This window comes from Duganella sp. P38, from assembly GCF_050859475.1.
GTDB lineage: Bacteria > Pseudomonadota > Gammaproteobacteria > Burkholderiales > Burkholderiaceae_D > Rugamonas.
Genome location: NZ_CP193936.1, coordinates 2,092,663 through 2,118,463 on the forward strand (window position 1 = coordinate 2,092,663; position 25,801 = coordinate 2,118,463).

At 65.7% G+C, this 25,801-nt stretch carries 19 protein-coding genes and 2 pseudogenes; 8 read left to right on the forward strand and 13 right to left on the reverse strand.

Going from position 1 to position 25,801, the window contains the following annotated elements:
• Nucleotides 1-1,338 (reverse strand): Nramp family divalent metal transporter, encoded by a 1,338-nt coding sequence (locus ACRQ5J_RS09585; RefSeq protein ID WP_432382906.1) that lies wholly within the window; start codon nt 1,336-1,338, stop codon nt 1-3.
• Nucleotides 1,335-2,032: pseudogene (locus ACRQ5J_RS09590) on the reverse strand (UPF0149 family protein). Before ACRQ5J_RS09590 ends, ACRQ5J_RS09585 begins: the two are co-directional and overlap by 4 nt.
• A gap of 64 nt (nt 2,033-2,096) precedes the next feature.
• Here ACRQ5J_RS09590 and ACRQ5J_RS09595 point away from each other — a divergent pair.
• Nucleotides 2,097-3,076, forward strand: a pseudogene (locus ACRQ5J_RS09595) (serine/threonine protein kinase).
• 1,059 nt (nt 3,077-4,135) lie between these two features.
• Entirely contained in the window at nt 4,136-5,434 is a 1,299-nt protein-coding gene (locus tag ACRQ5J_RS09600) for a hypothetical protein (protein ID WP_432382908.1), read from the forward strand.
• Nucleotides 5,435-5,518: 84 nt separating this feature from the next.
• Here ACRQ5J_RS09600 and ACRQ5J_RS09605 read toward each other — a convergent pair whose 3' ends face one another.
• Nucleotides 5,519-5,887: a hypothetical protein gene (locus tag ACRQ5J_RS09605; RefSeq protein WP_432382910.1), complete on the reverse strand. Its 369-nt coding sequence runs from the start codon at nt 5,885-5,887 to the stop codon at nt 5,519-5,521.
• 13 nt (nt 5,888-5,900) lie between these two features.
• Nucleotides 5,901-6,959, reverse strand: coding sequence for a DUF475 domain-containing protein (locus ACRQ5J_RS09610; protein ID WP_432382912.1), 1,059 nt, complete (start codon nt 6,957-6,959; stop codon nt 5,901-5,903).
• A gap of 108 nt (nt 6,960-7,067) precedes the next feature.
• On the opposite strand from ACRQ5J_RS09610, the gene ACRQ5J_RS09615 reads away from it, so the two are divergent.
• The 4 genes from ACRQ5J_RS09615 to ACRQ5J_RS09630 all read left to right on the forward strand — a co-directional run bounded on the left by ACRQ5J_RS09615 (nt 7,068) and on the right by ACRQ5J_RS09630 (nt 13,718).
• Nucleotides 7,068-7,490 (forward strand): divergent PAP2 family protein, encoded by a 423-nt coding sequence (locus tag ACRQ5J_RS09615; protein WP_432382914.1) that lies wholly within the window; start codon nt 7,068-7,070, stop codon nt 7,488-7,490.
• 194 nt (nt 7,491-7,684) lie between these two features.
• Entirely contained in the window at nt 7,685-8,854 is a 1,170-nt protein-coding gene (locus ACRQ5J_RS09620) for an efflux RND transporter periplasmic adaptor subunit (RefSeq protein WP_432382916.1), read from the forward strand.
• 12 nt (nt 8,855-8,866) lie between these two features.
• Nucleotides 8,867-12,103: an efflux RND transporter permease subunit gene (locus tag ACRQ5J_RS09625; protein WP_432382918.1), complete on the forward strand. Its 3,237-nt coding sequence runs from the start codon at nt 8,867-8,869 to the stop codon at nt 12,101-12,103.
• 193 nt (nt 12,104-12,296) lie between these two features.
• A complete protein-coding gene (locus ACRQ5J_RS09630) occupies nt 12,297-13,718 on the forward strand; it encodes an OmpP1/FadL family transporter (protein ID WP_432382920.1) in 1,422 nt (473 codons plus the stop codon).
• Nucleotides 13,719-13,849: 131 nt separating this feature from the next.
• Here ACRQ5J_RS09630 and ACRQ5J_RS09635 read toward each other — a convergent pair whose 3' ends face one another.
• Nucleotides 13,850-14,161 (reverse strand): hypothetical protein, encoded by a 312-nt coding sequence (locus tag ACRQ5J_RS09635; RefSeq protein WP_432382921.1) that lies wholly within the window; start codon nt 14,159-14,161, stop codon nt 13,850-13,852.
• Nucleotides 14,162-14,223: 62 nt separating this feature from the next.
• Nucleotides 14,224-15,624 carry an L-cystine transporter gene (locus ACRQ5J_RS09640; RefSeq protein WP_432382923.1) on the reverse strand — a complete coding sequence of 467 codons (1,401 nt, stop codon included), beginning with the start codon at nt 15,622-15,624 and terminating at the stop codon, nt 14,224-14,226.
• A gap of 202 nt (nt 15,625-15,826) precedes the next feature.
• Between ACRQ5J_RS09640 and ACRQ5J_RS09645 the strand changes: the two genes are divergently transcribed.
• The gene (locus ACRQ5J_RS09645) at nt 15,827-17,548 is read left to right on the forward strand and encodes a methyl-accepting chemotaxis protein (RefSeq protein ID WP_432382925.1); all 1,722 of its coding nucleotides are present in this window, start codon (nt 15,827-15,829) and stop codon (nt 17,546-17,548) included.
• Here ACRQ5J_RS09645 and ACRQ5J_RS09650 read toward each other — a convergent pair.
• From ACRQ5J_RS09650 to ACRQ5J_RS09680, 7 genes are read right to left on the reverse strand one after another with little or no spacing between them, the layout of a single operon-like run.
• Nucleotides 17,545-18,867 (reverse strand): sensor histidine kinase, encoded by a 1,323-nt coding sequence (locus tag ACRQ5J_RS09650; RefSeq protein ID WP_432382926.1) that lies wholly within the window; start codon nt 18,865-18,867, stop codon nt 17,545-17,547. The genes ACRQ5J_RS09645 and ACRQ5J_RS09650 overlap by 4 nt on opposite strands.
• Nucleotides 18,864-20,456 (reverse strand): sigma-54-dependent transcriptional regulator, encoded by a 1,593-nt coding sequence (locus tag ACRQ5J_RS09655; RefSeq protein WP_432382927.1) that lies wholly within the window; start codon nt 20,454-20,456, stop codon nt 18,864-18,866. Before ACRQ5J_RS09655 ends, ACRQ5J_RS09650 begins: the two co-directional genes overlap by 4 nt.
• Nucleotides 20,457-20,459: 3 nt before the next feature.
• On the reverse strand, nt 20,460-21,653 hold the full coding sequence (locus ACRQ5J_RS09660; protein WP_432382929.1) for an ABC transporter permease: 1,194 nt from the start codon (nt 21,651-21,653) through the stop codon (nt 20,460-20,462).
• Nucleotides 21,653-22,891, reverse strand: a complete 1,239-nt coding sequence (locus ACRQ5J_RS09665; protein WP_432382931.1) for an ABC transporter permease — start codon at nt 22,889-22,891, stop codon at nt 21,653-21,655. The genes ACRQ5J_RS09660 and ACRQ5J_RS09665 overlap by 1 nt, the downstream gene beginning before the upstream one ends.
• 9 nt (nt 22,892-22,900) lie before the next feature.
• Entirely contained in the window at nt 22,901-23,563 is a 663-nt protein-coding gene (locus ACRQ5J_RS09670) for an ABC transporter ATP-binding protein (RefSeq protein WP_432382933.1), read from the reverse strand.
• Nucleotides 23,564-23,573: 10 nt separating this feature from the next.
• The gene (locus tag ACRQ5J_RS09675) at nt 23,574-24,158 is read right to left on the reverse strand and encodes an efflux RND transporter periplasmic adaptor subunit (RefSeq protein ID WP_432382935.1); all 585 of its coding nucleotides are present in this window, start codon (nt 24,156-24,158) and stop codon (nt 23,574-23,576) included.
• Entirely contained in the window at nt 24,095-24,820 is a 726-nt protein-coding gene (locus ACRQ5J_RS09680; protein ID WP_432382936.1) for a biotin/lipoyl-binding protein, read from the reverse strand. The genes ACRQ5J_RS09675 and ACRQ5J_RS09680 overlap by 64 nt, the downstream gene beginning before the upstream one ends.
• A gap of 191 nt (nt 24,821-25,011) precedes the next feature.
• Here ACRQ5J_RS09680 and ACRQ5J_RS09685 point away from each other — a divergent pair, with 191 nt between their 5' ends.
• On the forward strand, nt 25,012-25,800 hold the full coding sequence (locus ACRQ5J_RS09685; protein WP_432382938.1) for a transporter: 789 nt from the start codon (nt 25,012-25,014) through the stop codon (nt 25,798-25,800).
• Nucleotide 25,801: the final 1 nt, after the last annotated feature.

A 25,801-nucleotide genomic window follows, 5' to 3' on the forward strand; every position in this document is an offset into this window, starting at 1 on the left:
TTATTCGGCGAACGCCTGCCACACCAGCCAGGTGTTGGCGGCGGAGATCAGGGCGAACAGGAACCAGGCCAGGGCGATGGTCCACCAGGCGTTGACGAAGTTACCCATGATGCGGCGTTGCGACGTCAGGCTCACCAGCGGATACATGGCGAACGGCAGTTGCATGCTCAGCACGACCTGGCTCAGCACCAGCAGCTTGCCGACCGAGTGTTCGCCCAGCACGATCACGCCGATCATCGCCGGTATCAGCGCCAGTCCGCGCGTGATGGCGCGCCGCTGCCAGCATGGGATCTTCATCTTGAGGAAGCCTTCCATGATGACCTGGCCGGCGATGGTGCCGGTGAAGGTGGAGCTCTGGCCGGACGCCAGCAGCGCCAGGCCGAACAGGATGGCGGCCAGCGCCGTGCCGGCCACCGGTTCCAGCAGCAGATAGGCTTCGTCGATGTCCAGCACGGCCGCCTGGCCGGGCTTGTGGAAGGCGGCCGCCGCCAGCACCAGGATGGCGCCGTTGATCAGCAGTGCCAGCAGCAGTGAGACGATGGTGTCGATGCGCGACAGGCCGATGGCCTCGCGTTTGGCGGGCTCGGTCTTGTTGACCACGCGCGTCTGCACCACCGACGAGTGCAGGTAGAGGTTGTGCGGCATCACCGTGGCGCCGAGGATGCCGATGGCCAGGTACAGCGGTTCGCGCGACGACAGCGCGCTGAGCGACGGCACCAGTCCGGCCGCCACCGCCTGCCAGTCGGGCTTGACGAATATCAGCTCGGCAAACAGACAGACCGCCACCGTCAGGATCAGGCCCAGCACGATCGCCTCGACCTGGCGGAAACCCTTGCCCTTCAGTCCCAGCACGATCAGCGTGTCGAGCGCGGTCAGCGCCACGCCGGTCGGCAGCGATACGCCCAGCAGCAGTTTGAAGGCCAGCGCGCAGCCGAGCACCTCGGCCAGGTCGCAGGCAATGATGGAAATTTCGGCGAAGCCCCACAGCGTCTTGCCGACCGCCGGCCGGTATTGCTCGCGGCAATGCACGGCCAGGTCCTTGCCGGTGACGATGCCCAGCCGCATGCTCAGGCATTGCAGCACGATCGCCGCCAGGCTGGACAGCACCACCACGAACAGCAGCTGATAGCCGAACTGCGAGCCGCCCTGGATCGCCGTGGCCCAGTTGCCCGGGTCCATATAGCCGACCGAGACCAGCAGGCCGGGGCCGGCAAAGCGCACGATCTTCTTCCAGAACGGATCGCCCTCGGGCACCGCGACGGTGCCCGCTACTTCAGACGGACAGAACGGCGCGGTGGCCGTGGTGGGAAGCTTGAAGGGGAAGCGTCCCGTGGTCATTCGGCCGATTCGTTAGCGCCGTGGCACTTCTTGAACTTCTTGCCGCTGCCGCAAGGGCAGTCGTCGTTGCGACCGACCTTCGGCTCTTCGCGCTTGACGGTTTCGACGCCGGCCTTGCGCAGCGGCAGCCAGAACTTGTAGATGTTCGGCAGGTTGGCTTCCAGTTCCAGCGCCAGCTTGTGCGCCTTGACCGGGTCTTCCACCAGCGCCAGTTCCTCTTCTTCGATCTCGTCGGCGCCCAGCAGGTAGATCGGGCGCATCAGGTCGGCTACTTCGGAATCCCAGATCGGGTCCCACGAACCCGGGCGCAGCTCCATGCCTTCCCAGAAGCCCCAGCACCAGGCTTCGGCGTTGATCAGGTTCTGGCCCTCGTGCTCGTGCTCGACGAACAGCGGCTCGAACTCCTTCGGCGCCACTTCGAACGTCACCAGCACCTCGTTCATGAAGCGCATGATCAGGTTGATGATGCGCTGCTCTTCCTTCTCGTGCTTGAAGGACGGGATGTCGGTGTCTTCCTTGCCCCAGACTTTTTCAGCCATTCGGCCGGCATGACCGGTTCCGGGCCGATGGCGATGGCGGTCAGGTAGCCGTGGAGCATGTCCATGGTCATCGCATCTTCAGGCGTGCGGTCGGACAGCAGGAAGTTGTCCAGTTCGTCGAATTCTTTATCGCTCAGTGGCTGATCGAGTTGCATAGCTTGCTCTTTTATTTGCGGGAAGCCGATAGTATACACGTCCGCGCCGCTTACAATGGCGGTTATGACTGCACCTCACCCTTATTCCGCGTTGAGCCCCGATTGCGTGCTCGACGCCCTCGACAGCATCGGCCTGCGCGGCGATGGCCGCCTGCTGGCGCTAAACAGCTATGAAAACCGTGTCTACCAGGTCGGCATCGAAGACGACAAGCCGCTGGTGGTCAAGTTCTACCGTCCGGGCCGCTGGAGCGACGAGGCCATCCTGGAAGAACACGCCTTCACGCAGGAGCTGGCCGCCGCCGAAGTCCCGGTGGTGCCGGCGCTGGCGCTGAACGGCGCCACGCTGCACCGCTTCGACGGCTTCCGCTTCGCCGTGTTCACGCGCCACGGCGGCCGCGCCCCGAGCTGGGCGACCCGGCGGTGCTGGAATGGACCGGGCGCTACATTGGCCGCATCCACGCGGTCGGCGGCGCCCGGGCGTTCGCGCACCGGCCCGCGCTCGACATCGACACCTTCGGCACCGAGCCGTGCGAATTCCTTGAGGCGCATGACTTCATCCCGATGGACCTGAAAGCCTCCTACGCCGCCATCTCCCGGCAGGCGCTCGACGGCGTACGCCGCTGCTACGACCGGGCCGGCGCGCTGCCGCAGTTGCGCCTGCACGGCGATTGCCACGGTGGCAACGTTTTGTGGACCGATGCCGGTCCGCACTTCGTCGACTTCGACGACGCCCGCATGGGCCCGGCCATCCAGGACCTGTGGATGATGCTGTCCGGCGACCGCGCCGAGCAGGTGCGCCAGATGGGCGATATCCTGGCCGGCTACGAGGACTTCTGCGAATTCAACCCGCGCCAGATGCACCTGGTGGAAGCGCTGCGCACGCTGCGGCTGATCCATTACTCGGCGTGGCTGGCGCGGCGCTGGGACGATCCGGCCTTCCCGGCGGCGTTCCCGTGGTTTAACACGCAGCGCTACTGGCAGGACCGCATCCTCGAGCTGCGCGAGCAGGTCGCGCTGATGGACGAGGCGCCGCTGCCAGTTTGAAGAAATAGCGGGGTTTTCCGCCTCTGCTTACTGCTAGGCTTGCTTGATGGCTACATGATAATGAGTGCTCGGAAAACCTCTCAGCGAGACTCTCATGCAAGCACAATTGGTCAAACAAGAACGCGACGACGTCACCCTGCAGCCATTGCCGATGGCCACCGTGGCCGACGCCGACGCCGCCGCGCCAGCCCAGATGCCGCGCGCCGCGATGGAAATGAAAGCCATCCAGGAAGCCATCGCCCGGGTCGAGGCCGAGGCCAAGGCCGCCTGCGCCGCCGAGAGCCGCGCCCACGCTGAGGCGCGCGCCCGCGCGCTGGCGGAAGACCGCGCCGCCGTCGACGCCGCCGCCGCCGCTGTCGCGCTGCAAAACGCGCAGGCCGCCGAAGAGGCGATCAAGGCCAACCAGGAGCGGCTGGAATCGCTGCGCGCCGCCGCTCAGGCCAGTGTCGCCCGCCTCGACGCGGTCAAGCAGGAAACCGCCGAGCTGCGCGCCCGCGCCGAGGCCGACAACCAGATCCGCAAGGCCGCCGAGGGGCGCGCCCGTGCCGAAGAGGAAAGCCGCAAGCGCGCCCACGAACAAATCGCCACCGAGGCCGAGCTGGCCGAGCAGGCCGCGCGCGCCGCCGCCGAGCTGGAAGCGCAGACCGAACAGGCCCGCCTGCAGGCCGCCGAGCGCGTCGCCGCCGTGCAGGCTGCCAAGGAAGAGGTGGTCGGCATCGCCACGGCCGACGCCCGCGTCGCCACGCTGGCGCGCGAGCGCGAGCGCCACGCCGCCGGCGCGCGCCTGACCGCGCAGCAGCTGGCCGAAGCCGAGGCCGAGGCGCTGGAACTGACTAAGCAGCGCGAGCGCGCCGACCAGATCGCGCTCGAAGCCGCCTTCAACCGCTCGGCCGCCGAGGTGCGCGCGCTGGAAGAGGCCCGTGCGCTGGCGCACCTGGAGCAGGAGCGCGAACAGATCGCCCAGGCCAAGGCCGAATCCGAGCGCAGCGCCGCGCAATCGCTGCGCCTGCGCCTGCAAACGGAAAAGAAATCCGCGACGCCGCGCTGCACCGCGAACGCATGGAAGCGGTGGCCGCCGCCGCCGCCGAGGCGCGGCGCGAAGCGGACGCGCGCATCATCGCCGCCACCGAGGCACGGATCGAAGTCGACAGCCAGCTGCGCGCCGTCTCGCTGGCCCGCGTGCAGGCGGAAGAAGAAGCTGAAATGGCCACCCTGGCCAAAGTGGAGGCCGAAGCCGAAGCGCTGGAGCAAGCCAAGCTGCGCAAAGCGGCCGACGAAGCGGCCGCCGAGGCCGCCCGTGCCGACCAGCTGGAACAGCAGCGCGGCGCCGACCTGGCGCACGAACGGGCCGCGCTGACGCGCGCCGCCGCCGAACTGGCCGCCAGCCAGAACGCCGCCGAGCAGGCCGAAATCGCCACGCTGGCGCAGCAGGTGGAAGCGCACAACGCCGCCAACGCGCTGGCGATTGACCGCGCCGACCGCGCCGCCGTGCTGCTGCAGGCCGAGCAGGACCGGGCCGAGGCCGAACAGCAAGCCATCGTCGCGCTAAAGGAAAAACTGGACGCCGAACAGCGCGCCACCGAAGCAGCGCGCCAGCGCGTGGCCGCCGAGCAAGCGCAGGCAGAAGCGCTGCGCCAGCAGCAGCAAGCCGAGCAGCGCCTGGCCGACGCCGCCGATCAGGAAGCCGAGGCGGCGCGTGTGATGGCGGCCCAGGTATCGGCCGAAGCCGAGCAAAAAGCCATCGCCGCGCAGGCGCTGGCGGCGCAAGCCAGCCTGGCGGTGGAGCTGGGCGCGGTGCACGCCGAGCGCGCCCGCGTGGAGCAGGAAAAAGCCGCCAAGGCCGAACAACTGCTGGCGGCCGAGCGCGAGTTCATCGAAGCCGAGCGCAAGTCGCTGGCGCTGATCGACCAGAAGCTGACGCAGCAGCGCATCACCACCGCCGCCGAAATCCGCGCCTCGCAAGCCATCGCCGGCCGCCTGGAAGCCGAAAAAGCCGTGGCCGCCAGCGCCCGCCAGCGCGCGGAAGAAGAGCAGGCCGCCGCGCAGGCGATGGCCGACAAGGCCGCCGCCCAGCAAGCGCTGCTGGAAACCGCGCAGGCGTACGCGGCGATGCAACGCAAGGTGGCCGACACCACGGCCGCGATGACCGTCGCCAAGCAAAAGCTGGTGGAGCTGGAAACGCGCCGGCTGGGCGCCGCGCAAAAAGTGCTGGCCACGGTACAAGCCAAAATCATCGCCGAGGAATCGCAGGCGGCCGACGGCAACATCGCCACGCTGGAACAGGCGCGCGCCCGCAAAGAAGCCGCGCGCCAGTCGCAGCCGGCCGAAGCCACCCAAGCCGTCTGGCGCGCCCGCTAACCCGGGGTCAGGTCTGACAAACGCACACGGGCTCAACTGCGAAGCAGTTGAGCCCGTGTGCGTTTATCAGACCTGACCCCGGATTTATTGGACGGCGACTTTGGTGATGTAGTATTCGGTTTCGCCGAAGCATTGGGTCGGCACGCCGCGGTGCTGCGAGTAGCTGAGGATGACCCGCTTGCCGGTGGCCGCCGTCAGCTCTTTCGCGACCTGCGGGTCGCGCACGCTGAATTCGAATTTTTCCGGGATCGCGCCCGGCATCGAGGTCAGCAGGATTTCGCCTTCCCAGGTCTTGCAGATCCAGCCACGGGTGGAGAATTTCTGCAGGTAGCCGGCGCGCTCGCCGTCCGAGTACGAGACGTGCAGCATGGCCCAGGTGTAGGCGGCCAGCAGCAGCAGGGCGGCAATCAGCAGGCCGAAGGTGTAGAGGATTACGCGTTTGGATGTGGTCATGGCGGCTATAGTATCACGCGTTGTTCTGACGCTTGTAGCGCACCGACGACCAGAGCGATACCGCGATGAAGGCCACCCCCGAGAGGCCGGTGAACCACTCCGGAATATGGTATTTGACGCTGGCCAGCATGATCAGCGCCAGGATGCCGATCGCGTAATGCGCGCCGTGCTCCAGGTAGACGTATTCGTCCAGCGTGCCCTTGTGCACCAGGAACACCGTCAGCGAACGCACGAACATGGCGCCGATCGCCAGCCCGAGCATGATGATGACGACGTCGGTGGTGATGGCGAACGCGCCGATCACGCCGTCGAAACTGAACGAGGCGTCCAGCACTTCCAGGTACAGGAAGCCGCCGAAGCTGCCCTTGGCCACCGTCGCCACCACCGGGCCGACCCCGGCTTCGGTGGTGTCGTCGTCGTCCTCCGGCTGCTTTTCCTCCAGCAGGCTGCTGATCCAGCCCACCGCCAGGTAGACGATGACGCCGACCACGCCGGCCGTCAGCACCTTGTATTGTTCGCCGGCGCCGACCAGCGCGACGCAGCCGAAGATCGCGCCCAGCGTCAGCAGCACGGCCAGGCTTTCGCTGCCGAGCTGGCCGATTTTCTCTTCGATCCAGCCCAGCCAGTGCAGCTCCTTCTGGTCGTCGAACAGGAAGTTGAGGAATACCAGCAGCAGGAAGGCGCCGCCGAACGCGGCCACCTCGGCGTGGGCGCCGGTCAGGTAGCGCGAGTATTCCTGCGGCGTGTTGAGCGCCATATGCCACACTTCGACCAGCCCCAGCCCGGTGGCCATGGCGACGATCAGCAGCGGGAACACCAGCCGCATGCCGAAGACGGCGACCAGGATGCCGACCGTCAGGAATAGCTTGCGCCAGAATTCGTTCCAGTGCTTGAGCACCGAGGCGTTGACCACCGCGTTGTCGAACGATAAGGACACTTCCATGATGCCCAGCACGGCGGTGATCCACAGCGCCTGCGCCAGGCCGGCCATGCCGCCGTGGTTGTAGCCCCACCAGCCACCCAGGCCCATGAGGATGAAGGTGACCGCGAACGAGATTCTGAAGTGTTGCATGGTTGTCTTTGTTGAAAGGTGTGCAATGGGTGAATTTTATATTACTTGCTTCCGCCGCTGGGGGGCCATCTGCCATAATGTCGCCACAAAAATGTTAAGGATATAACGATGGACATCGCTTACCTCGTCACCCCGCTGCTTACGTGGATCACGGTGGGGCCGATCAAGTTTCTGATTAATAGCGCCAAGGCGCGCAAATGGGCGTTCAACCTGGTCGGCAACGGCGGCTTTCCGAGCAACCACAGCGCCGTGGTGTCGAGCATGGCGACCCTGATCGCGCTGCGCGAGGGCATCGGCCACCCGGCCTTCGGCGTGGCGGTGACCTTGTGCTTTATTGTTGTCATTGATGCAAATAGCCTGCGCCAGCACGTCGGCAAGCAGGCGGCGGCGATCAACCGCATCGCCAGCGGCGACGGCGGCCACAAGTGGCTGCGCGAGCGCATGGGCCATACGCTGGTGGAGATCGCCGGCGGCCTGTGCACCGGCATCGCCATCGGTCACCTGGTGCACGCCATTTTCGGCCGCGGCTGACCGTCCGCCCCTCCGGCCGGACGTCCGCTCCGGCCTATTGCTCTACCGTTCATCCCCGTATTTGGCATTTCAGCCACAAATTCTGCCGTCCGTCGCACTATGATTGACCTGACAAGGTCCGTCGCGGATACTCTGCGCCCTGTAGTCTGGCTAATTCTAAAAGCACCCCAGGTGCCACTTTCTCGGAGAACGTTATGTTGCGCAAAACCCTGCTAGCTCTCGCCATTGCCTCGGCCCTCGTCGCCTGCGGCAAATCAGCCAAGGAGCCCGAGAAAGCCGGAGCCAGCGCTTCGGCCTCGGCCGCCGCAGCGAAGGACGAGAAAAAAGTGACCCTGCTGATGTCGCCCGAGGATACGCTCACCGTCGAGTCCGATTCGCTGGCCTCGGGCCCGGTCATCACCGGCTCGATCCAGCCCGAGCGCCGCGCCGACCTGCGCGCCGAGGTGGGCGCGATCGTCCTCCAGGTGCTCAAGGAGAACGGCGAGGCGGTCAGGAAGGGCGATATCCTGCTGCGGCTCGACGAGACCTCGATCCGCGACAGCCTGACCTCGGCCGACGAGGCCACCCGCGCCGCCGAGCAGTCGCTGGCCCAGGCCCAGCGCATGTACGAGCGCCAGAAAACCCTGCTGGCCTCCGGCATGGTGTCGGCCACCGCGCTGGAGGACGCCGAGGTGCGCCGCAACAACGCCCAGAGCGACCTGGCGGCCGCCCGCTCACGCTCGGTCGCGGCGCGCCAGCAGCTGACCCGCACCTTGGTGCGCGCGCCGTTCGACGGCATCGTCAGCGAGCGCAAGGTGTCCAACGGCGACACCGCCCAGGTCGGCAAGGAGCTGATCAAGGTGATCGACCCGAGCAGCATGCGCTTCGAGGGCACGGTGTCGGCCGACAAGATCGGCGTGGTCAAGGTCGGCCAGCCGGTGCTGTTCCGCGTCAACGGCTACGGCGACAAGCCGTTCAACGGCAAGGTCAAGCGCGTCGACCCGGCCGCCAACGCCATCACCCGCCAGGTCGAGGTGCTGGTCGAGTTCGCCGACGCCGCGCGTCCGGGCGTGGCCGGCCTGTACGCCGAGGGCCGGGTCGAGGCGCAGACCGCGTCGACGCTGATGATCCCGCCGTCGGCGCTGGTGCAGGCCGGCGACAGCAACTACGTCTGGCGCGTCAAGAACGGCACGCTGGCCAAGGTGCCGCTGACCATCGGCACCCGCGACGAGCGCAGCGGCCGCTGGCAGGTGCTGTCGGGCCTGCAGGCGGGCGACATGGTGGTGCGCGTGCCGACCTCGGGCTTCAAGGACGGCCAGCCGGTGCAGCTGAGCGCGGCAAAAGCGGTGGCGTCGGCGTCGACCCAGAAAACGTCGGGCAAATAAGAGGAAACTGCCATGTTCTTATCGGATTTTAGTGTAAAACGGCCGGTCGCCACGATCGTGCTGATCGTCGCGATGATGTGCCTGGGCTTGATGGCGCTGACCAAGCTGCGCGTCAACCAGAACCCGGACGTCGAGGTGCCGTTCATCGTGGTTGCGATTCCGTATCCGGGCGCCTCGCCCGAGACGGTCGAGCGCGAGATCATCAACCGCCTGGAAAAATCGCTGAACTCGATCACCGGCGTGACCGAGATCAACAGCACGGCCTCGGAAGGCTCGGCCAGCATCTTCATCAAGTTCACCTTCACCAAGAACCTGATCGAGGCCTCGGACGAGATCCGCAACGCCATCGCGGCGGTGCGCTACAAGCTGCCGATCGAGATGCGCGAGCCGATCCTGCAGCGCATCGACCCGTCGGCGCAGCCGGTGATGCAGATGGCGCTGTCGTCCAGCTCGCAGAGCCACGCCGAGATTTCGCGCCTGGCCGAGGACAAGCTGGCCGACCGCTTCCGCAGCATCGACGGCGTCGCCTCGGTGAATATCGACGGCGCGCTGCGCCGCGAGCTGAGCGTGCTGCTGAAGGCGGAGAAGCTGCGCGAGTACAACGTTTCTGTCAACGACGTGGTCAACGCGCTGCGCAACCAGAACACCAACGCGCCGGTCGGCAAGGTCCGCGGCGAGCTCGATGAGAAGAGCATCCGCCTGGTCGGCCGCATCGAGCGTCCGGAAGAGTTCCAGCAGGTGGTGGTCAAGCGCAACGGCGACGACCTGGTGCGGCTGGCGCAGGTGGCGACGATCGTCGACGGCTTTGCCGAAACCAATAGCCTGAGCGTGCGCTCGGGCAAGCCCAACGTCGGCATCTCGGTGACCCGCTCGCGCGACGCCTCGACCGTGACCGTGGCCAAGAAAATCAAGGCCATGGCCGAGGACATGCAGAAGGAAATGCAGCCCGGCACCAAGCTCGACATTACCCAGGACGACGGCGAGAACGCCGAGTCCAGCCTGGACAACGTGATTCACGCGCTGGTGTTCGGCGCCGGCCTGACCATTTTTGTGGTGTACGCCTTCCTGAATTCGTGGCGCTCGACGCTGATTACCGCGCTGTCGCTGCCGACCTCGGTGCTGGCGGCCTTCATCGGCGTCTGGCTGTGCGGCTTCACGCTGAACTTCATGACGCTGCTCGGCCTGTCGTTGGCGATCGGCGTGCTGATCGACGATGCCATCGTGGTGCGGGAAAACATCGTGCGCCATATGCAGCTGGGCGCCGACCGCCGCACCGCCGCGCTGAAAGGCACGGCCGAGATCGGCATGGCGGTGGCCGCCACCACCTTCTCGATCATGGCGGTGTTCATACCGGTGGCCTTCATGCCGGGCATCACCGGCGAGTGGTTCCGTCCGTTCGCGCTGACCGTGACCTGCTCGGTGGCGGTGTCGCTGATCATCTCGTTCACGCTGGACCCGATGCTGTCGGCGTTCTGGGGCGACCCGCCGGATCACCATGACGCGCCGCGCAAGGGCATCGAAAAATATTTCGCCAAGTTCAACCACTGGTTCGACCACCAGGCTAACCGCTACGGCAACGTCATCGAATGGGCGCTGCACCACCGCCGCTCGATGGGCGTGATCGCCGTGGCCACCTTTGTCGGCGCGATCTACCTGCAGGTGGCGCACGGCGGCGCCAGCTTTGTGCCGGCGTCGGACTGGGGCACGATCGCCATCGACGTCCGCACGCCATCGTCAAGCTCGCTGGAATACTCGCGCCGCAAGCTGGAAAACGCCGCGGTGATCGCCCGCACGCTGAAGGAAACCAAGGACACCAACAGCTATGTCAACCTGAGCGGCGGCCGGATTTATGTGGACGTCGGCAAGAAGACCGAGCGCGACCGCGGCGTGGTGGACATCGCCAAGGAGCTGCGCCAGAAACTGGCCGGCCTGGTCGGCGCCGAGTACACGGTGCTGGACGACCTGAGCAACGGGGCCCGCAAGCCGGTGCAGATCGAATTCACCGGCACCGATTCGCGCAAGCTGATGGAAATCACCAACGCCTTCATGGACCGCCTGCGCAAGGTGCCGGGCGCGGTCGACGTCGGCCTGTCGGAAATGGACCCGAAAGACGAGCTGCAGATCGTGCTCAACCGCGGGCTGGCCAACTCGATGGGCATCGCCGCCGGCGACGCCGCCAGCGCGCTGCGCGTGGCCTTTGCCGGCATCGAGGTGGGCGACTGGGTCGACCCGACCGGCGAGTCGCGCGACGTCGCGGTGCGCCTGGCGCCGGAAGACCGTACCAGCGCCGAGAACATCGAGCGCCTGCCGATCGCCGTGGCCGGCACCAACCAGATGGTGCCGCTGGACCAGATCGCCAGCGTGACGATGGGCAAGGGCCCGTCCACCATCAAGCACAAGGATGGCAAGCGCGTGATTTCGGTCAGCGCCAACGTCGAGGGGCGCTCGCCGGGCGAAGTGACCAGCGACGCGATGAAGCTGGTCAAGGATATCGACTTCCCGCCGGGCTACGGCCTGGCGCTGGGCGGCGCCGGCAAGGACATGCAGGAAGTGTTCGGCGCCATGGGCATCGCGCTGGTGGCCGGCGTCGGCCTGATGTATCTGATCCTGGTGATGCAGTTCGGCTCGTTCACGGCGCCGATCGGCGTGATGCTGTCGCTGCCGTTGTCGCTGATCGGCGTGGTGCTGGGCCTGCTGGCCACCAACAGCACCATCAACCTGATGAGTCTGATCGGCGTGATTATGCTGATGGGCCTGGTGGCGAAAAACGCGATCCTGCTGCTGGACGCGGCGCGCAAGCGCCAGGAAGAGGGCTTCAGCCGCGAGGACTCGCTGATGTACGCCGGCCGCATGCGCCTGCGTCCCATCCTGATGACCACCTTCGCGCTGATCGCCGGCATGCTGCCGGTGGCGATAGGCCTGGGCGAGGGCGGCGAGTTCTATCGTCCGATGGCGATTGCCATCATCGGCGGCACGATCACCTCGACCGTGCTGACGCTGCTGATGGTGCCGACCTTCTACGACAGCATCGAGATCAGCAAGGACCGCATGGGCGCCAAGTTCCGCCGCCGCGCCGCGCGCTGGCCGCTGTTCGTGGCAGGGGTGGTGACGCTGGTCGAGGCGATACTGACGCTGCTGCTGATCCGTTTCGTGTTCCGTTCGTTCATGAAGCTGATCTACAAGCTGACCGGCCGCGGCCCGAAAGCGCCGCCCGAGCAGCCGCTGGAAGAGCAACGAAAAATTGCTTAAAAGCACACTCGCTTCATCAAAAGAAAGGGCCTGCGGGCCCTTTCTTGCATTCCGAGAGCAGAGCGGCTGCTCGGTTTCAAGGTTTTAATTAGTATTCGCGCTCTACCTGAATTGTTTTATTTGTGTAGTATGCTGCTGGCCTTCCCGTACCGTTCGGCTATGGGACCCATAAAACCACATAAAGCGAGACTTCATGCAGCCCAAATACCTGTCCCTGATCATTGCCGCCGCGCTCGGCGCGGCATCGTTTGGCGCGCACGCGTCCGGTTACCGTTTCGGTTCGCAAAGCGTGTCTGGCCAAGGCACGGCCGATGCCAACGGCGCCGAAGCGGCCGATGCGTCGACGGTTTTCTACAACCCGGCCGGCCTGTCGCGCCTGGACGGCACGCAGATCAGCGTGGGCGCCACCGTGGTGGTGCCGCACTCGACCTACAACGACACCGGCTCGACCCGCTTCACCGGCACCGCGACCGGCGGCACCGCCGCCAAGGACTACGCGCCGGACGCCGTGACCGCGCCGTCGATCTACATTAGCAAAAAGCTCAATGACCAGTGGGCGGCCGGCTTCGGCCTGTACGTGCCGTATGGCGCCAAGCTGGACTACGGCGACACCTGGAATGGCCGCTATGCGCTGTCCAACATCAAGCTGGAAGCGATCACGCTGAACCCATCGGTGTCGTGGAAGATGAACGAGCACCACGCCTTCGGCTTCGGTATCGACGCCGAATTCATGAAGGCCGAACTGGGCCAGGCGGTGGACGTGCCGGGTTCGGTGGCCGCGCTGTCGAGCGGCGCCGGCGCCGCCCAAGGCGCTGCGCTGATCCGTCAGATCACCGCGCTGGGCGGCAATCCCGCGCTGCTGCGCACCGCGCGCGACGGCCATGGTTCGAACGACGGCAAGGACTGGGGCTGGGGCTTCAACCTGGGCTATATGTTCACGCTCGATGAGAACACCCGTTTCGGCCTGGCTTATCGCTCGTCGATCTCGCACAAGCTGCGCGGCAGCACCGTGTGGGACTTCTCGCAGGTGACCACCGATCCGATCGTCAACAAGGTGCTGCAAACCGCGTCGCGCAAGCAGAACTCCGCCGCGCTGGTGGCGCTGCGCACGCCGGAAACGCTGTCGGCCAACGTTTTCCACCAGTTCAATTCGAAGTGGGCCGGCATGGCGGATGTGACCTTCACCCGCAACAACCGCATGGGCAACCTGGACATCGAGTTCCCGGGCACCACCGAAGGCGCGGAAGTAATCCGTCAGCAGTGGAAAAACACCGTGCGCGTGTCGCTTGGCGCCAACTACGCCTACAACGAAAACCTGACGCTGCGCGGCGGCATCGCCCACGACGAGTCGCCGGTGCGCAGCCCGGAGCTGACCCACTCGGCGCTGCCCGATAGCGACCGCATGCAGTATTCGATCGGCGCCAACTGGAAACTGAGCCCGCGTTCGTCGATCGACCTGGCCTACAGCTTCCTGGATTTCAAGGACGCGCGCATTAACTATACCAACCAGTGCAACCCGCTGGCCACCGCTTGCACCGGCAACGGCGAAACCACGCGTGGGGTGTTCCAGACGCACTTGTCGCTGGTGGGCCTGTCGTATAACTACAAGTTCTGATCGCTTCGCGCCCCGTCATTCCCGCGAAGGCGGGAATCCATGGGGCGCCAGTTATGCGCGGTCAGCATGGGTTCCCGCCTGCGCGGGAACGACGGGGTTGACGTAGCGTTAATGGGCCTACGGGCCCATTTTTATTGGCCGCGCGTCGTGGTGGGCGGTGGCGTTTCCTGTTGCGGCGGCGTGGTGCCAGTGCCGGTGCCGCCGCTAGCTGTGCCTGAGCCGCTCGTGCCCGTGCCGCTGCCCGTGCCCGTGCCGGCGCCGCTGCCCGTGCCGCCGGACGGTGTGGCCGCATCCGGCGACGTGGCGGGGGAGCCGGAGGTGTCCGGCGTGGCGGTGGCGGTCGATTGTGGCTGGTCTGCCGGACGCTTGTTGCAAGCGCCCAGCAGCGCGACTGCCAGCGCCGCGCCCAGCAGCGCTTTCATGGTGTGGGGGAGGATAATCATCATTTTTCCTTTCGTTCAGGGAGAAATGATTAGACTGCGCCGGCGCACCGGCGGTTCCCCCTTCAGGCCGCCTTGCGGTCGCCGTCGATCGGCTGATCGGCGTTGCTGTTGAAGACCGCATGGTCGGTCTCGCCCAGCACCCGGCTGGTGACCGCACCGGCGGTGATCGAGCCGCTGACGTTGAGCGCGGTGCGGCCCATGTCGATCAGCGGTTCGATCGAAATCAGCAGGCCGGCCAGCGCCACCGGCAGGTTCATCGACGACAGCACGATCAGCGCCGCAAACGTGGCGCCGCCGCCGACGCCGGCCACGCCCACCGAACCGATGGTGATGATGGCCAGCAGCGGCGCGATAAAGCCGATCGTGAACGGATCGATGCCGACGGTCGGCGCGATCATCACGGCCAGCATGGCAGGGTAAATGCCGGCGCAGCCGTTCTGGCCGATGGTGGCGCCGAACGAGGCGGCGAAGTTGGCGATGCCTTCCGGCGTGCCCAGGCGCTGCGTCTGCGTTTGCACGCTCATCGGAATGGCGCCGGCGCTGCTGCGCGAGGTAAAGGCAAAGGTCAGCACCGGCAGGATTTTCCTGGTCCAGCGCAGCGGGTTCAGGCCCAGCCCGGCGACGATCAGCAGGTGCACCACGAACATCAGCAACAGCGCGCTGTACGAGGCCAGCACGAAATCGATCAGGTGCAGGATGTCGGTATAGCTGGAGCTCGACACCACCTGCGCCATCAGCGCGAACACGCCGTACGGCGTCAGGCGCAGCACCAGCGTGACGATGCGCATCACGATCGCGTGCGCCACCTGGATGAAGCGCTCGAACGAGGCGAAGATATCCGGTTTCTTGTCATGGATGCCGGTGGCGGCGATGCCGATGAACACCGAGAAGATCACCACCGCGATGGTGGAGGTCTTGCGCCCGCCCGTCATGTCGAGGAAGGGATTGGCCGGGATAAAGCTCAACAGCATGCTCGGCAGCGAGATCGCCTGCGCCGTTTCCACCTTGCCTTGCAGGTAGACGCCGCGCGCGACATCGGCAGCCGAGGCCGTCAGGCCGACCGCGCTCAGGCTGAATACCTTGGACATCAGGATGCCGATCGCGGCCGCGACCAGCGTGGTGAGCATCAGCGTTCCGATAGTTAGCGCACTGATCTTGCCCAACGAGTTGATACCCTTCAGCTTAAGGATGGCGGCAATGATCGACACCATAATCAGCGGCATCACAATCATCTGCAACAGCTTGACGTAGCCGGTGCCGATGATGTCGAGGTACTCGCCGGTGGTCTTGATTTCCGCCGCGCCGGCGCCGTAGATCAGCTGCAACGCCGCGCCCAGCAGCACGCCGACGCCCATGCCGGTGAAGACGCGCACCGAAAACGACGCATGCTTGCGCTGTTGCGCGTACAGCAGGCCGAGCAGAGCCAGCGCCGCCAGCAAGTTGAGGATCACGTTTGTCGCCATTGCTTACCCTTTACTACTTTGTTGTAACCGATCGTGCATTTTATCCGGCCTCATAGACGGTTTAGCGATTATTTGGCTATATGGCTATGCAAAATTCATATATAGACTGTTGTAAGTAGTTATTCTTCGGAAATTTCCTAAAACTACATGAAATTGTAGTTGTACAATTTGTTACATCACATTACGACAAGGAGTACAGCGTATGGCTATCGCGAACATGAAAGTGGGCACCCGGTTGAGCCTGGGTTATGGACTGGTCCTGGCGCTGTTGTTGCTGATTGCCTCGCTCGGCGTCTACAACATGAGCACGATTCATGCCACGCTTGAGCGCATTGTCAATGCGAACACGGTCAAGACCCAGCTGGTCAATAACATGGCCAGATCGGTGCACATCGTTGCCCGCGTGACGCGCAGCGTGGTGCTGCTGAACGACGAAGCCGCGATCCGCACCGAGATGGAAAAAGTGACCAAGGCGCGTAGCGAATACAACGCGGCGGTGGAACAACTGGCCGCCATGCCCGCCACCAGCAAGGGCGTCGAAATCCGCGACCGCATAGCCGGCTACGCGAAGACGGTGCGGCCGCTGAACGACAAGCTGTTCGAGCTGGCGCTGGCCAACCGCGATGCCGAAGCCACCGAGGTGCTGATGAAGCAAGCAGGTCCCGCCACCCAGCAGTGGCAGGACGCGATGGATGAATACGCGGAATTGCAGCGGGCCACCAATGAGGCGGACGCTGTCGAGTCGGCCACCGCCTATGCACGCGCGCGCACCCTGATGCTGGTGCTCAGCGGGCTGGCCATCGTGGTGGGCGCGGTGGCGGCGGTGACCATCGCCCGTGGCCTGCTGCGCCAGCTGGGCGGCGAGCCGGATTACGCGGCCGAAATCGCCGGCCGCATCGCCGACGGCGACCTGACCGTGCGTGTCGATACCAGCAGCACCGATAACCACAGCATGCTGCATGCGATGAAAATGATGCGCGACGCGCTAGCCAAGATCGTGACCGAGGTGCGCAGCGGCACCGAAACCATCGCGTCGGCGTCGACGCAGATCGCCAGCGGCAACCAGGACCTGTCGTCGCGCACCGAGCAGCAGGCCAGCTCGCTGGAGGAGACGGCGTCGTCGATGGAGGAGCTGACCAGCGCGGTGCGCGCCAACAACGATAACGCGCGCCAGGCCAACCAGCTGGCGCGCTCGGCGTCGGAGGTGGCGCAGCAGGGCGGCGCGGTGGTGGCGCAGGTGGTCGACACCATGGGTGCGATCAACGATTCGTCGCGCAAGATCGTCGACATTATTTCGGTCATCGACAGCATCGCCTTCCAGACCAATATCCTGGCGCTGAACGCGGCGGTGGAGGCGGCGCGGGCCGGCGAACAGGGGCGCGGCTTTGCGGTGGTGGCGTCCGAGGTGCGGACGCTGGCGCAGCGCTCGGCTACGGCGGCCAAGGAGATCAAGGAGCTGATCGGCGATTCGGTCGAGAAGGTGGAGATCGGCAGCAAGCTGGTCGAACAGGCCGGGCAGACGATGGACGAAGTGGTGGCCAGCGTGCAGCGCGTGACCGCCATCATGGCCGATATTTCGACCGCAGGCGACGAGCAGAGCGCCGGCATCGAGCAGATCAACCAGGCCGTCAGCGAGATGGATACGGTAACGCAGCAGAATGCCGCGCTGGTCGAGGAGGCCGCCGCCGCGGCCGAAGCGATGCAGAATCAGGCCGCCAACCTGGAACGGGTGGTCAGCGTGTTCCGCCTCGACGGCGCTAGCGCGCCGCGCGTGGCCGCGCCTGTCGTGCGCAGCAAGCCGGCCCCGGCGCGGCTGGTGAAGCCGCAAACGCGCACGGCTCCGGCAGCGGTGGCGGCGCCGGCGCCGAAGACGCAGCTGAACACCGCCAAGGCAGCGGGCGCCGACGAGTGGGAAGAGTTTTAATTAAGCCAGATGTCGAAGCTGGTCGCGCCATTGCCGGTGGCGGCCAGCCGATAGGCGAAGCCGTGCCGGTTCAGCACTTCGCGCACGAATAGCAGGCCGATGCCCTGACCACCTTTCTTGGTGGTGAAGAACGGCGTAAACAACTGCCGCGCCGGCACTTGCCCCAGCAGGTTGCCGCTGTCGATGACCGACAGCCGCACGCTGTCCGCCTCCCGCGCCAGCACAAAGTCGATGCGTTTGTTGTCGCCGTCACCGGCCTCCGCTGCTTCCATCGCGTTCTTTACCACGTTTAATAGCGCCTGTTCCATCAGTTGCCGGTCCATGGCGATGACTGGCGCCGCGTCGCAGCGCTGCCAGCCGATCTCGATGCCACGGCTGCGGCATTGTTCGCGGTACAGGTAGAGGATGTCGTCCATGATGTCGCGCACGGCGCCCGGGCGCAGCTCCGGCGCCGGCATCTTGACTACCCGCGTGAAGCGTTCGATGAATTCGCCGAGGCTGGCGTTGCGGCGCTGTACCGCCTGAATCGCGGTGCTGAAATCCTCGCTGTCGCGTTCGGCCAGCTGCTTGCGGTAGTAGAGCAGCGAACCCAGCACCGAGCCGGTGGCGGCGACGGTGTTGTTGACTTCGTGCGCCAGCACGCGGATCAGTTTTTCGTAGGCGGCTTTTTCGGAGCTTTCCAGTTCCTCGGTCAGCTCGTCGATCAGCAGGAAGTGGCGGGCGAAGCCGCGATCGTAGAACTGGCCGCGCTGGCCGCGATAGCGGCGGCCGTCGGTGTCGGTCAGCAGTTGTGAGGCGCCGGGGGGCAGCGCATCCAGCTGGGCCAGCAGGCCGGCGGCGTCGCGCGCGCACGCGCCCAGTCGCTTGCCGTGCGCGCCGCCGAGGCCGGGCAGCGATTGCGCGCTGGCGTTCAGCAGGCTGATGCGGCCGTCAAAGTCGAACACGATGACGGCGCTGGGCGTCGCTTCCAGCAGGCGATCGAGGAAACCTTGCTGTTCGCCGATTTGCAGGCGTTCCTGATACAGCGCGCCCAGCATGGTGTTGAACAGCTGGACCAGTTCATTGAGTTCGGCGTCGCTGCTGTGTTGCAGGCGGGCCGCGTAGTGCTGGTCTTGCAGCAGGTCGTGGAAGTGGCGGGTGTAGCCCAGCGGCTCCAGCGCGCGGCGGATCAGGCGGATGCCGAGGACCAGACTGAGCAGCAGCGCCGTTTCCAGCGTCAGCATCAGCACCGGCTGGTCGCGCAGCAGCGCCACCGTGATCGCCAGGAACAGCAGGTGCGCGGCGAGCAGATAGGCGTACAGCCGCCGCCGCAAGCTCATCGGCCGCCGCCGTGGCCGCGGTGGTCGCCGTGGCCACCATGGCCACTGTTAAGCGCGCCGCGCGCATCGTCCGGTCGCCCGCTGCGCGCACCGCCGCCATCGTTCAGACGCTCGTTGTGCGCACCGGCCGCATTGTCGAGGCGTGCGCCGGCCGCGCTGCCCATGCGGGAGGCGGGCGCGGCCAGGGCCTGGTTGCCGTCATGGGCGCCTGCCACCGGGGCGCTGCCAAGACCGTGGCGTTCGAGGCGGCGGTACAGCGCCGTGCGGCTCACGCCGAGCGCCTTGGCCACGCGCGAGATGTTGCCCTGGTGCTGATCGAGCGCATGCGCGATCATATGCCGTTCCACCTGCTCCAGCGTCATGCCGTCGACGCCGCGCAGGCCGCCGGCGCCGGCGCCATGTTCATGCTGCTCGACCGCGACAAAATCGGCCTGGCGCAACTCGCTGCGTCCGACCAGCAGCAGGGTGCGCTCCAGCGTCTGCTTCAGCTGGCGGATATTGCCTGGCCACGGCTGCGCGCTCAGCCACTCCAGCGCCTGCGGCGCAATCGTCGTCGCCGGCAAGCCGTAGCTGGCCGCCACCTCGCCGATGATGTGCCGCGCCAGCAGGGGAATATCGCTGCGCCGCTCGCGTAACGGCGGCAGCCGTATCGTAATCAGGTTCAGGCGGTAGAACAAATCCTCGCGGAATTCGCCGCCGGCCACCAGTTCGGCCAGCTCGCGGTTGGTGGCCGACACCACGCGCACATCGGCGCGCTCGGTGCGGCTGGCGCCAACCGGCTGGTAGGTCTGGTCCTGTAGCACGCGCAGCAGCTTGACCTGGTCCGAGCGGTTCAGTTCGCCGATCTCATCGAGGAACAGCGTGCCGCCGTCCGCGCTGGCGACGTGGCCCTTGCGGTCGGCCTTGGCATCGGTGAAGGCGCCGCGCACGTGGCCGAACATCTCGCTCTCGAACAGCGACGGCGTGATCGCGCCCATATTGATTTTGACGATGGCCTTGCCGGCGCGGGCGCTGTTGCGGTGTATGGCGTCGGCGATCAGCTCCTTGCCGCAGCCGCTCTCGCCGAGTATCAGCACCGGCGCGCGGGTATTGGCCACCTGGCCGATGGTGGCCAGCACCTTCAGCAGGCGCGGATGCTCGCCGATGATGCCGCCGAAATCGAACTGCTCATCGAGCGCCTGGCGCGAAGCGCTGCCGGATGGCGCCGGCGCGGCCGTCTCCAGCGTGGCGCGCACCAGTTCGGCCAGCTGCGTGTTGTCCCACGGCTTGGTGAAGAAATTGGCCGCGCCCGCCTGCATGCCGCGCACCGCCAGCGCGATCGAGCCCCAGGCCGTCATCAACAATACCGGCAGCGCCGGTTGGGCGGCGCGGATGTCGGCCAGCAGTTGCAAGCCCTCCTCGCCGCTGGTTTGCAGCGAGAAGTTCATGTCCTGCAGGACCAGGTCCACCGGCTGGCGCGCCAGCAGGGCCAGCGCCTGGGCCGGATCGTCGGCGCACAGCGTCTGGTAGCCGGCCTGCTTCAGCAGCAGGGCCAGCGAGACTTGCACCGCGCTGTCGTCGTCGATAATGAGTATGCGTTGAGTGTCCATGGTTTATTCGTAGTGCAGCGCCTCGGTCGGACTCAGGCGCGCGGCGCGCCAGCCGGGATAGAGCGAACAAAGCAAGGATAGCAGATAGATCACAGTCGCCGATAGCAGCGCCGCACCGATAAACACCATCCAGTTCAGCGCCTCGCCGAACACGCCGGTCAGCGGCAGCTGAACCAGCAGCACCAGCGCCACCATGATGGCGCCGCTGCTGAGCAGGAACTGTTCCGAGATGATCTGGCGGTAAATGGCGCCGGCGTCGGCCCCGAGCGCGCGGCGCAGGCCGATTTCCGGAATGCGCCGCGTGGTGTTCTGCCACAGCACGCCGAACAGGCCGAACGCCACCACCACCAGCAGGAAGGCGGCGATCACCGCCAGAATCACCAGCGGTATCGTCTGTGCTTTCAGCATCGACGCGCGGGCGTCGGCCTGGGGCGTGATGACATAGTTCCAGTCGCCGCGGATCTGCTTCAGGCGCGCGTTGAGCCTGGCCTCAAAGGTGCGCGGCGTGCCCGGCCTGAGCTTCAGCATGATGCTGGGCGCGGCCTCCTTGCCGACGCCCGGCACCCAGCGTTGCAGCATGAAGTACACCGGATCCATCAACTCGCCGTGCGAGCGGAAATGCTCGACCACGCCGACCACGCGGTAGCGCTCGCCATCCCGTTCGCGGGTTTTCTCGACGTAGGTCTGGCCGATCGCCTCTTTGCCGGGGAACCACTTGTCCGCCAGCCGGCGATTGATCACCACCGGCACGGCGTCGGCGCCGTCGTCCATGCTGGAGAAGAAGCGGCCGCGCGCCAGCGTCATGCCCATCGTGGAAAAATAATCGTCGCTGACGCGCAAGCTGTCCAGCGTGAGTTGCTGGCTGCCGTCCGGCAGCCGGTAGTCGCCGGTCCAGCGCGACAGCTCATAGGTGCCGAAGGAGCTGAAGGCCACCGATTCGATTTCCGGCAGGTCTTGCAGGCCGCGTTTCAGATGGTCGAAAATGGCCGCGTCGTTGGGCAGGTCCTGGGCGGCGCGGATGTTGACCGTCCACTGGTTCTGCCAGCGGTGGCCGGTCGGCATCTGGTAGAGCTGCCAGTAGCGCAGGCCGAAAGCGGCAATGGCGAACACCACCAGGAAGGCCAGCAGGATTTCCAGGCTCAGCATCATATTGCGCGACTTGCGCCGCCAGATCAGTTTCAGCAGGTGGCGTAACATCAGGCAGTTCCTTTCAAAGCATGGACCGGCGCCAGGCGCGACATTTTCCAGGCCGGGATCACGCCCGACAGCACGCCGAACACCAGCGTAATCAACAGGCCGTAGCCGAACACCGCCAGATTCAGGTGCACGGTCAGATATGGAATCAGGCCCGAGCCCTCCAGCCACCACAGCACGCCGGCGGCGCAGACCAGGCCGATGGCGCCGCCGATCAGGCACAGCAGCACATTCTCCAGCACCAGCTGCGCCACGAGCTGGCGGCTGGTGGCGCCAAAGGCCTTGCGCACGCCGATTTCGCTGCTGCGCTCCATGATGCGGCCGACGTTCAGGTTGACCAGGTTCAGCGCCGGCAGCGCCATGAACAGCAGCATCAGCGTGACGATGATGGCCAGCAGCGTGCCGACGTCGCCATCCTCGGCCTCGCTGCTGAGCAGCATGCGCGAGAACAGCGACAGTTTCGAGTCGCCCCAGAACTGGAAGATGTTGAACTTGGTCGGGTCTTCATACTGCACGGTCTTGGCGACGGCGATGATTTCCTTCTTCAGCGCCGGCAGGTCGTCCGCGCTGCGCGCCATCAGGATGGCGCCGAACTGGCCGAAGAATTTGTTCTTGTAATCGCTGGACGGCTGGGCGCTGACCGGCGTCCAGATGTCGGCGTAGGCGTTGAGGTGCATCTCGTCGCGCACCACGCCGATGACGGTGAAGGTCTGGCCGTTGGCGCTGAATTTCTGGCCGAGATAGGGCAGGCCGGGGAAGAGCTTGCGCGCGGTGGACTCGTTCAACACCGCCACCATGCGGCCATGGGCCACATCGTCGTCGTTGATGACACGGCCGGAGATCACGGAAAAGTCGAGAATCTTCCAATACTCCGCATCGGTCAGGCGCATCATCTGGTCGCTGACGCGGCCCTCCTGGTAGACCGACACCGATTCCGGGAAGCTGGTCACCGACACCAGCTCGGCGTTCTTCAGCGGCTTGAGGTACTGCTCGACCAGTTTGTAACCGAGCGTGCCGCGCCGGTGCATGGTCTTGTCGGTATTGGTCGAGTCGACCATGACCATTTGCAGGAAGCGCTCGCTCCTGCCTTCGACGCCGGTCGGGTAAAAGGTGTTTTGCAGCAGGGCGGTGACCACCATCAGCACCACCAAGGTCAGCACGATGCACAGCAGATTGATGGCGGTGAACAGTTTGCGGCGCATGAAGACTTTCCATGCGGTCAGCAGATAATTGCGTAGCATGCCGGCTCCTTAAGCGACCAGCTGGCCGTCGAACACGCGCACGATGCGGGTGGCTTGCCGGGCTTCCTGCTCGTTGTGGGTGACCATGACGATGGTGGTGCCCTCGCTGTGCAGCTTGAGCAGGATGTCCATGACTTCCTGGCCCATCTTGCTGTCCAGATTGCCTGTCGGCTCGTCGGCCAGCAGCACCTGCGGCTGGCCGACAATGGCGCGGGCGATGGCGACACGCTGCTGCTGGCCGCCGGACAGCTGGTTCGGGTAGTGGTCCAGGCGCGCGCCAAGGCCGACTTTTTCCAGCGCCTCGCGCGCCAGCCGCTGGCGCTTGCTGGCGGAGATGTCGCGGTACAGCAGCGGCAGCTCGACGTTGTCGATCACGCGCAGGTCGTTAATCAGGTGGAAGCTTTGAAAGATGAAGCCGAAGGTCTGGTTGCGCAGCCTGGCCACGTGCTTGTCCTTGTAGGAGGCGACCGGCGTGCCGGCCACCGCGATGGTGCCGCCGCCCGGTTCGTCGAGCAGGCCGATCAGGTTCAGCAGCGTGCTCTTGCCGCAGCCGCTGGGGCCCATGATGCTGACGAATTCCGACTTTTCCACGTGCAGGTCGATGTCTTTCAGGGCCAGCGTTTCGACCTTGTCGGTCTGGTAGGTTTTGCTGACTTTGTTCAGGCGTATCACGGTGTTCTCCTTATTGCGCGACGCGGACGCTGTCGCGTTCCTTGTAGCGGCTGGTGTCTGAAATGATGAGTTGATCGCCGGCGCGCGCGCCGGACAGGATTTCGACCGACTTGCCATCGCTGGCGCCGATGATGATGCTGGTCTTGCGGGCGAGGCCGTCGCGCACGACGAAAATATCCTGCGGGCCGCGGCCGTTGAAGGCGGGGCCGGCATCGGCCAGCAAGGTGTGCTGCTTTTGTTCGGTGATGATGTTGACCTCGACCCGCAGCTTGTTGCGCAGCATGGCGTGATGCGGCTCGCGCAGCGTGACCAGCAGCTTGATGGTGCCGTTCTGGATTTCCGGCAGCACCGTCTGTACCTCGCCGCGCAGTGTGACATTGCCTTGCTCGACCAGCACCTGCTGCCCGGCGCTGAGCGCGCGCGCGTGGAAGTCGGACAGCGAGGCCTCGACCTTGTAGTTGTTCAGCTCGGAAACCCGGGCCACCAGCTGGCCGGTGCCGACGCTGGCGCCTTCCTCGGCCATCAGCCAGGTCAGCATGCCGGCGAACGGGGCGCGCACCTGGGTTTGCGCCAGCAGCCGCTGCTGTTCCTGCATCTGCTTCTGCAGAATGCTTTTTGCAGGCGCGCGCCCTCGATGCTGCTGCTGGTGACGCGCCTGCTGTCCTCGATCTGTTCATGGTGCTGGCGCAGCTGGATCTCGGCGCGCTTGACGTTGAGTTCGGCGGTCAGCAAGTCCTCAGCGGAGACGCCGCCGGCCTTGCGCAAGGTCTGGTAGCGGCCGAGCTTGACGCGTGCGGCTTCCAGGTCCAGTTGTAACAGCTCGATGGCGCTGGCCAGCTGCTTGCGCTTCTGTTCCATTTCCAGCGTCAGCGCCAGGATGCGGTTTTCCTGCTGCGCCAGCTGCTCCTTGAGTCCATCGATGGCCAGCACGATGCTGCGATTGTCCAGTTCGAGCAGCAGTTCGCCGGCCGGCACCTGCTGGCCCAGCTTGGCGTGGACCCTGGCCACGCGCGTCTGGATCGGGCTGGACACCAGCTCCTCGTGCACCGGAACCACGATGCCGGACGCGTTGATGCTGTTGGCGATATTGCCGACGCGGACGGTGGCGATGCTGACGCTGGCGGCGTCCACGTGCGGGCTGACCGCGCGATTGATGCCCCACGCGGCCAGGCTGATGCTGGCAAGCAGGGCGGCGACTGCCAGCGCGGTCTGGCGGCGGCGACGACGGATGAGGTGAGGGCTGATATCGGTATCCATGCCCAGCTTATTGCAAGCCCCGTGCCATGTGCGCAAGCCTTATAAATCAAGGCATTGCGCCAAGGCTGCGGGCTGGCGGCTGCCCGGCTCCGCGCATCACCGTCCGGAACCGGACATTTGATTGTTGGAAATTCCCAACCACGCGGGTGAAACCAATGTGATAGGGTAAATGTCTTCGCTGCGGAGGAAACATGCCTACCAAGATGATTGCCGCGCAGGCGCTGGCCTTGCCGTTACTGGCCTGCGCCGCCGACGAGCCAGACCAGATCGTGACCGACCGTCCGGACTTCGTGGAATCGAGCAACGTCGTCGGCAAGGGGCGCTTTCAGATCGAAACCAGCTTTGCCGCCGACCGCAACAAGGCCGGCGGCGTCCGCGAGCGCAGCTACGCGACGCCAACGCTGCTGCGCTTCGGCATCAGCGACACGCTGGAAGCGCGCATCGAAACCGACGGCCGCCTGCGCAGCGTGGTCGATGACCCGGTCGCGGGCCGGCAAGCCGTCAACGGCTACGCCGACGTCGCGCTCGGCGTGAAATGGCATATGGCCGATGCCGAAGGCGCGCGGCCGTCGATGGGCTTGCTGGCCCACGTCGACCTCGACTCCGGTTCCAGCGCCTTCCGCGCGCCGGGCAAGGGCGGCTCGCTGCGGCTGGCGGCGGAATGGGAACTCAGCGACGATGTCGGCCTCGGCATCATGCCCGGCATCGCCTGGCAGCGCGACGACAGCGGCGCGCGCTACACCAGCGGCATCTTCGGCATCGTCGTCGGCAAGGAATGGGGCGAGCGCTTCCGCACCTTCATCGAATACTCGGCGCCGCACATCGCGCGCGGCCGGCATGGCGGCGTGGTCACCACCGTCGACATCGGCGCCGCCTACTTGCTGACCAACACCGTGCAGATCGACACCGCGCTGTCGCGCGGGCTGAACCGGAACACGCCGGACTGGAGCTGGACCGCCGGGCTATCCATCAAATTCTGAA

Bases quoted from the DNA above. Each gene is read 5' to 3' on its own strand.
- ACRQ5J_RS09655 (WP_432382927.1), bottom strand. From the start codon at position 20,456: ATGGACACTCAACGCATACTCATTATCGACGACGACAGCGCGGTGCAA.
- ACRQ5J_RS09600 (WP_432382908.1), top strand. From the start codon at position 4,136: ATGGAAGCGGTGGCCGCCGCCGCCGCCGAGGCGCGGCGCGAAGCGGAC.
- ACRQ5J_RS09665 (WP_432382931.1), bottom strand. From the start codon at position 22,891: ATGCTACGCAATTATCTGCTGACCGCATGGAAAGTCTTCATGCGCCGC.
- ACRQ5J_RS09685 (WP_432382938.1), top strand. From the start codon at position 25,012: ATGCCTACCAAGATGATTGCCGCGCAGGCGCTGGCCTTGCCGTTACTG.
- ACRQ5J_RS09625 (WP_432382918.1), top strand. From the start codon at position 8,867: ATGTTCTTATCGGATTTTAGTGTAAAACGGCCGGTCGCCACGATCGTG.
- ACRQ5J_RS09615 (WP_432382914.1), top strand. From the start codon at position 7,068: ATGGACATCGCTTACCTCGTCACCCCGCTGCTTACGTGGATCACGGTG.
- ACRQ5J_RS09635 (WP_432382921.1), bottom strand. From the start codon at position 14,161: ATGATTATCCTCCCCCACACCATGAAAGCGCTGCTGGGCGCGGCGCTG.
- ACRQ5J_RS09675 (WP_432382935.1), bottom strand. From the start codon at position 24,158: ATGCAGGAACAGCAGCGGCTGCTGGCGCAAACCCAGGTGCGCGCCCCG.
- ACRQ5J_RS09620 (WP_432382916.1), top strand. From the start codon at position 7,685: ATGTTGCGCAAAACCCTGCTAGCTCTCGCCATTGCCTCGGCCCTCGTC.
- ACRQ5J_RS09650 (WP_432382926.1), bottom strand. From the start codon at position 18,867: ATGAGCTTGCGGCGGCGGCTGTACGCCTATCTGCTCGCCGCGCACCTG.
- ACRQ5J_RS09585 (WP_432382906.1), bottom strand. From the start codon at position 1,338: ATGACCACGGGACGCTTCCCCTTCAAGCTTCCCACCACGGCCACCGCG.
- ACRQ5J_RS09680 (WP_432382936.1), bottom strand. From the start codon at position 24,820: ATGGATACCGATATCAGCCCTCACCTCATCCGTCGTCGCCGCCGCCAG.
- ACRQ5J_RS09605 (WP_432382910.1), bottom strand. From the start codon at position 5,887: ATGACCACATCCAAACGCGTAATCCTCTACACCTTCGGCCTGCTGATT.
- ACRQ5J_RS09640 (WP_432382923.1), bottom strand. From the start codon at position 15,624: ATGGCGACAAACGTGATCCTCAACTTGCTGGCGGCGCTGGCTCTGCTC.
- ACRQ5J_RS09645 (WP_432382925.1), top strand. From the start codon at position 15,827: ATGGCTATCGCGAACATGAAAGTGGGCACCCGGTTGAGCCTGGGTTAT.
- ACRQ5J_RS09660 (WP_432382929.1), bottom strand. From the start codon at position 21,653: ATGTTACGCCACCTGCTGAAACTGATCTGGCGGCGCAAGTCGCGCAAT.
- ACRQ5J_RS09610 (WP_432382912.1), bottom strand. From the start codon at position 6,959: ATGCAACACTTCAGAATCTCGTTCGCGGTCACCTTCATCCTCATGGGC.
- ACRQ5J_RS09630 (WP_432382920.1), top strand. From the start codon at position 12,297: ATGCAGCCCAAATACCTGTCCCTGATCATTGCCGCCGCGCTCGGCGCG.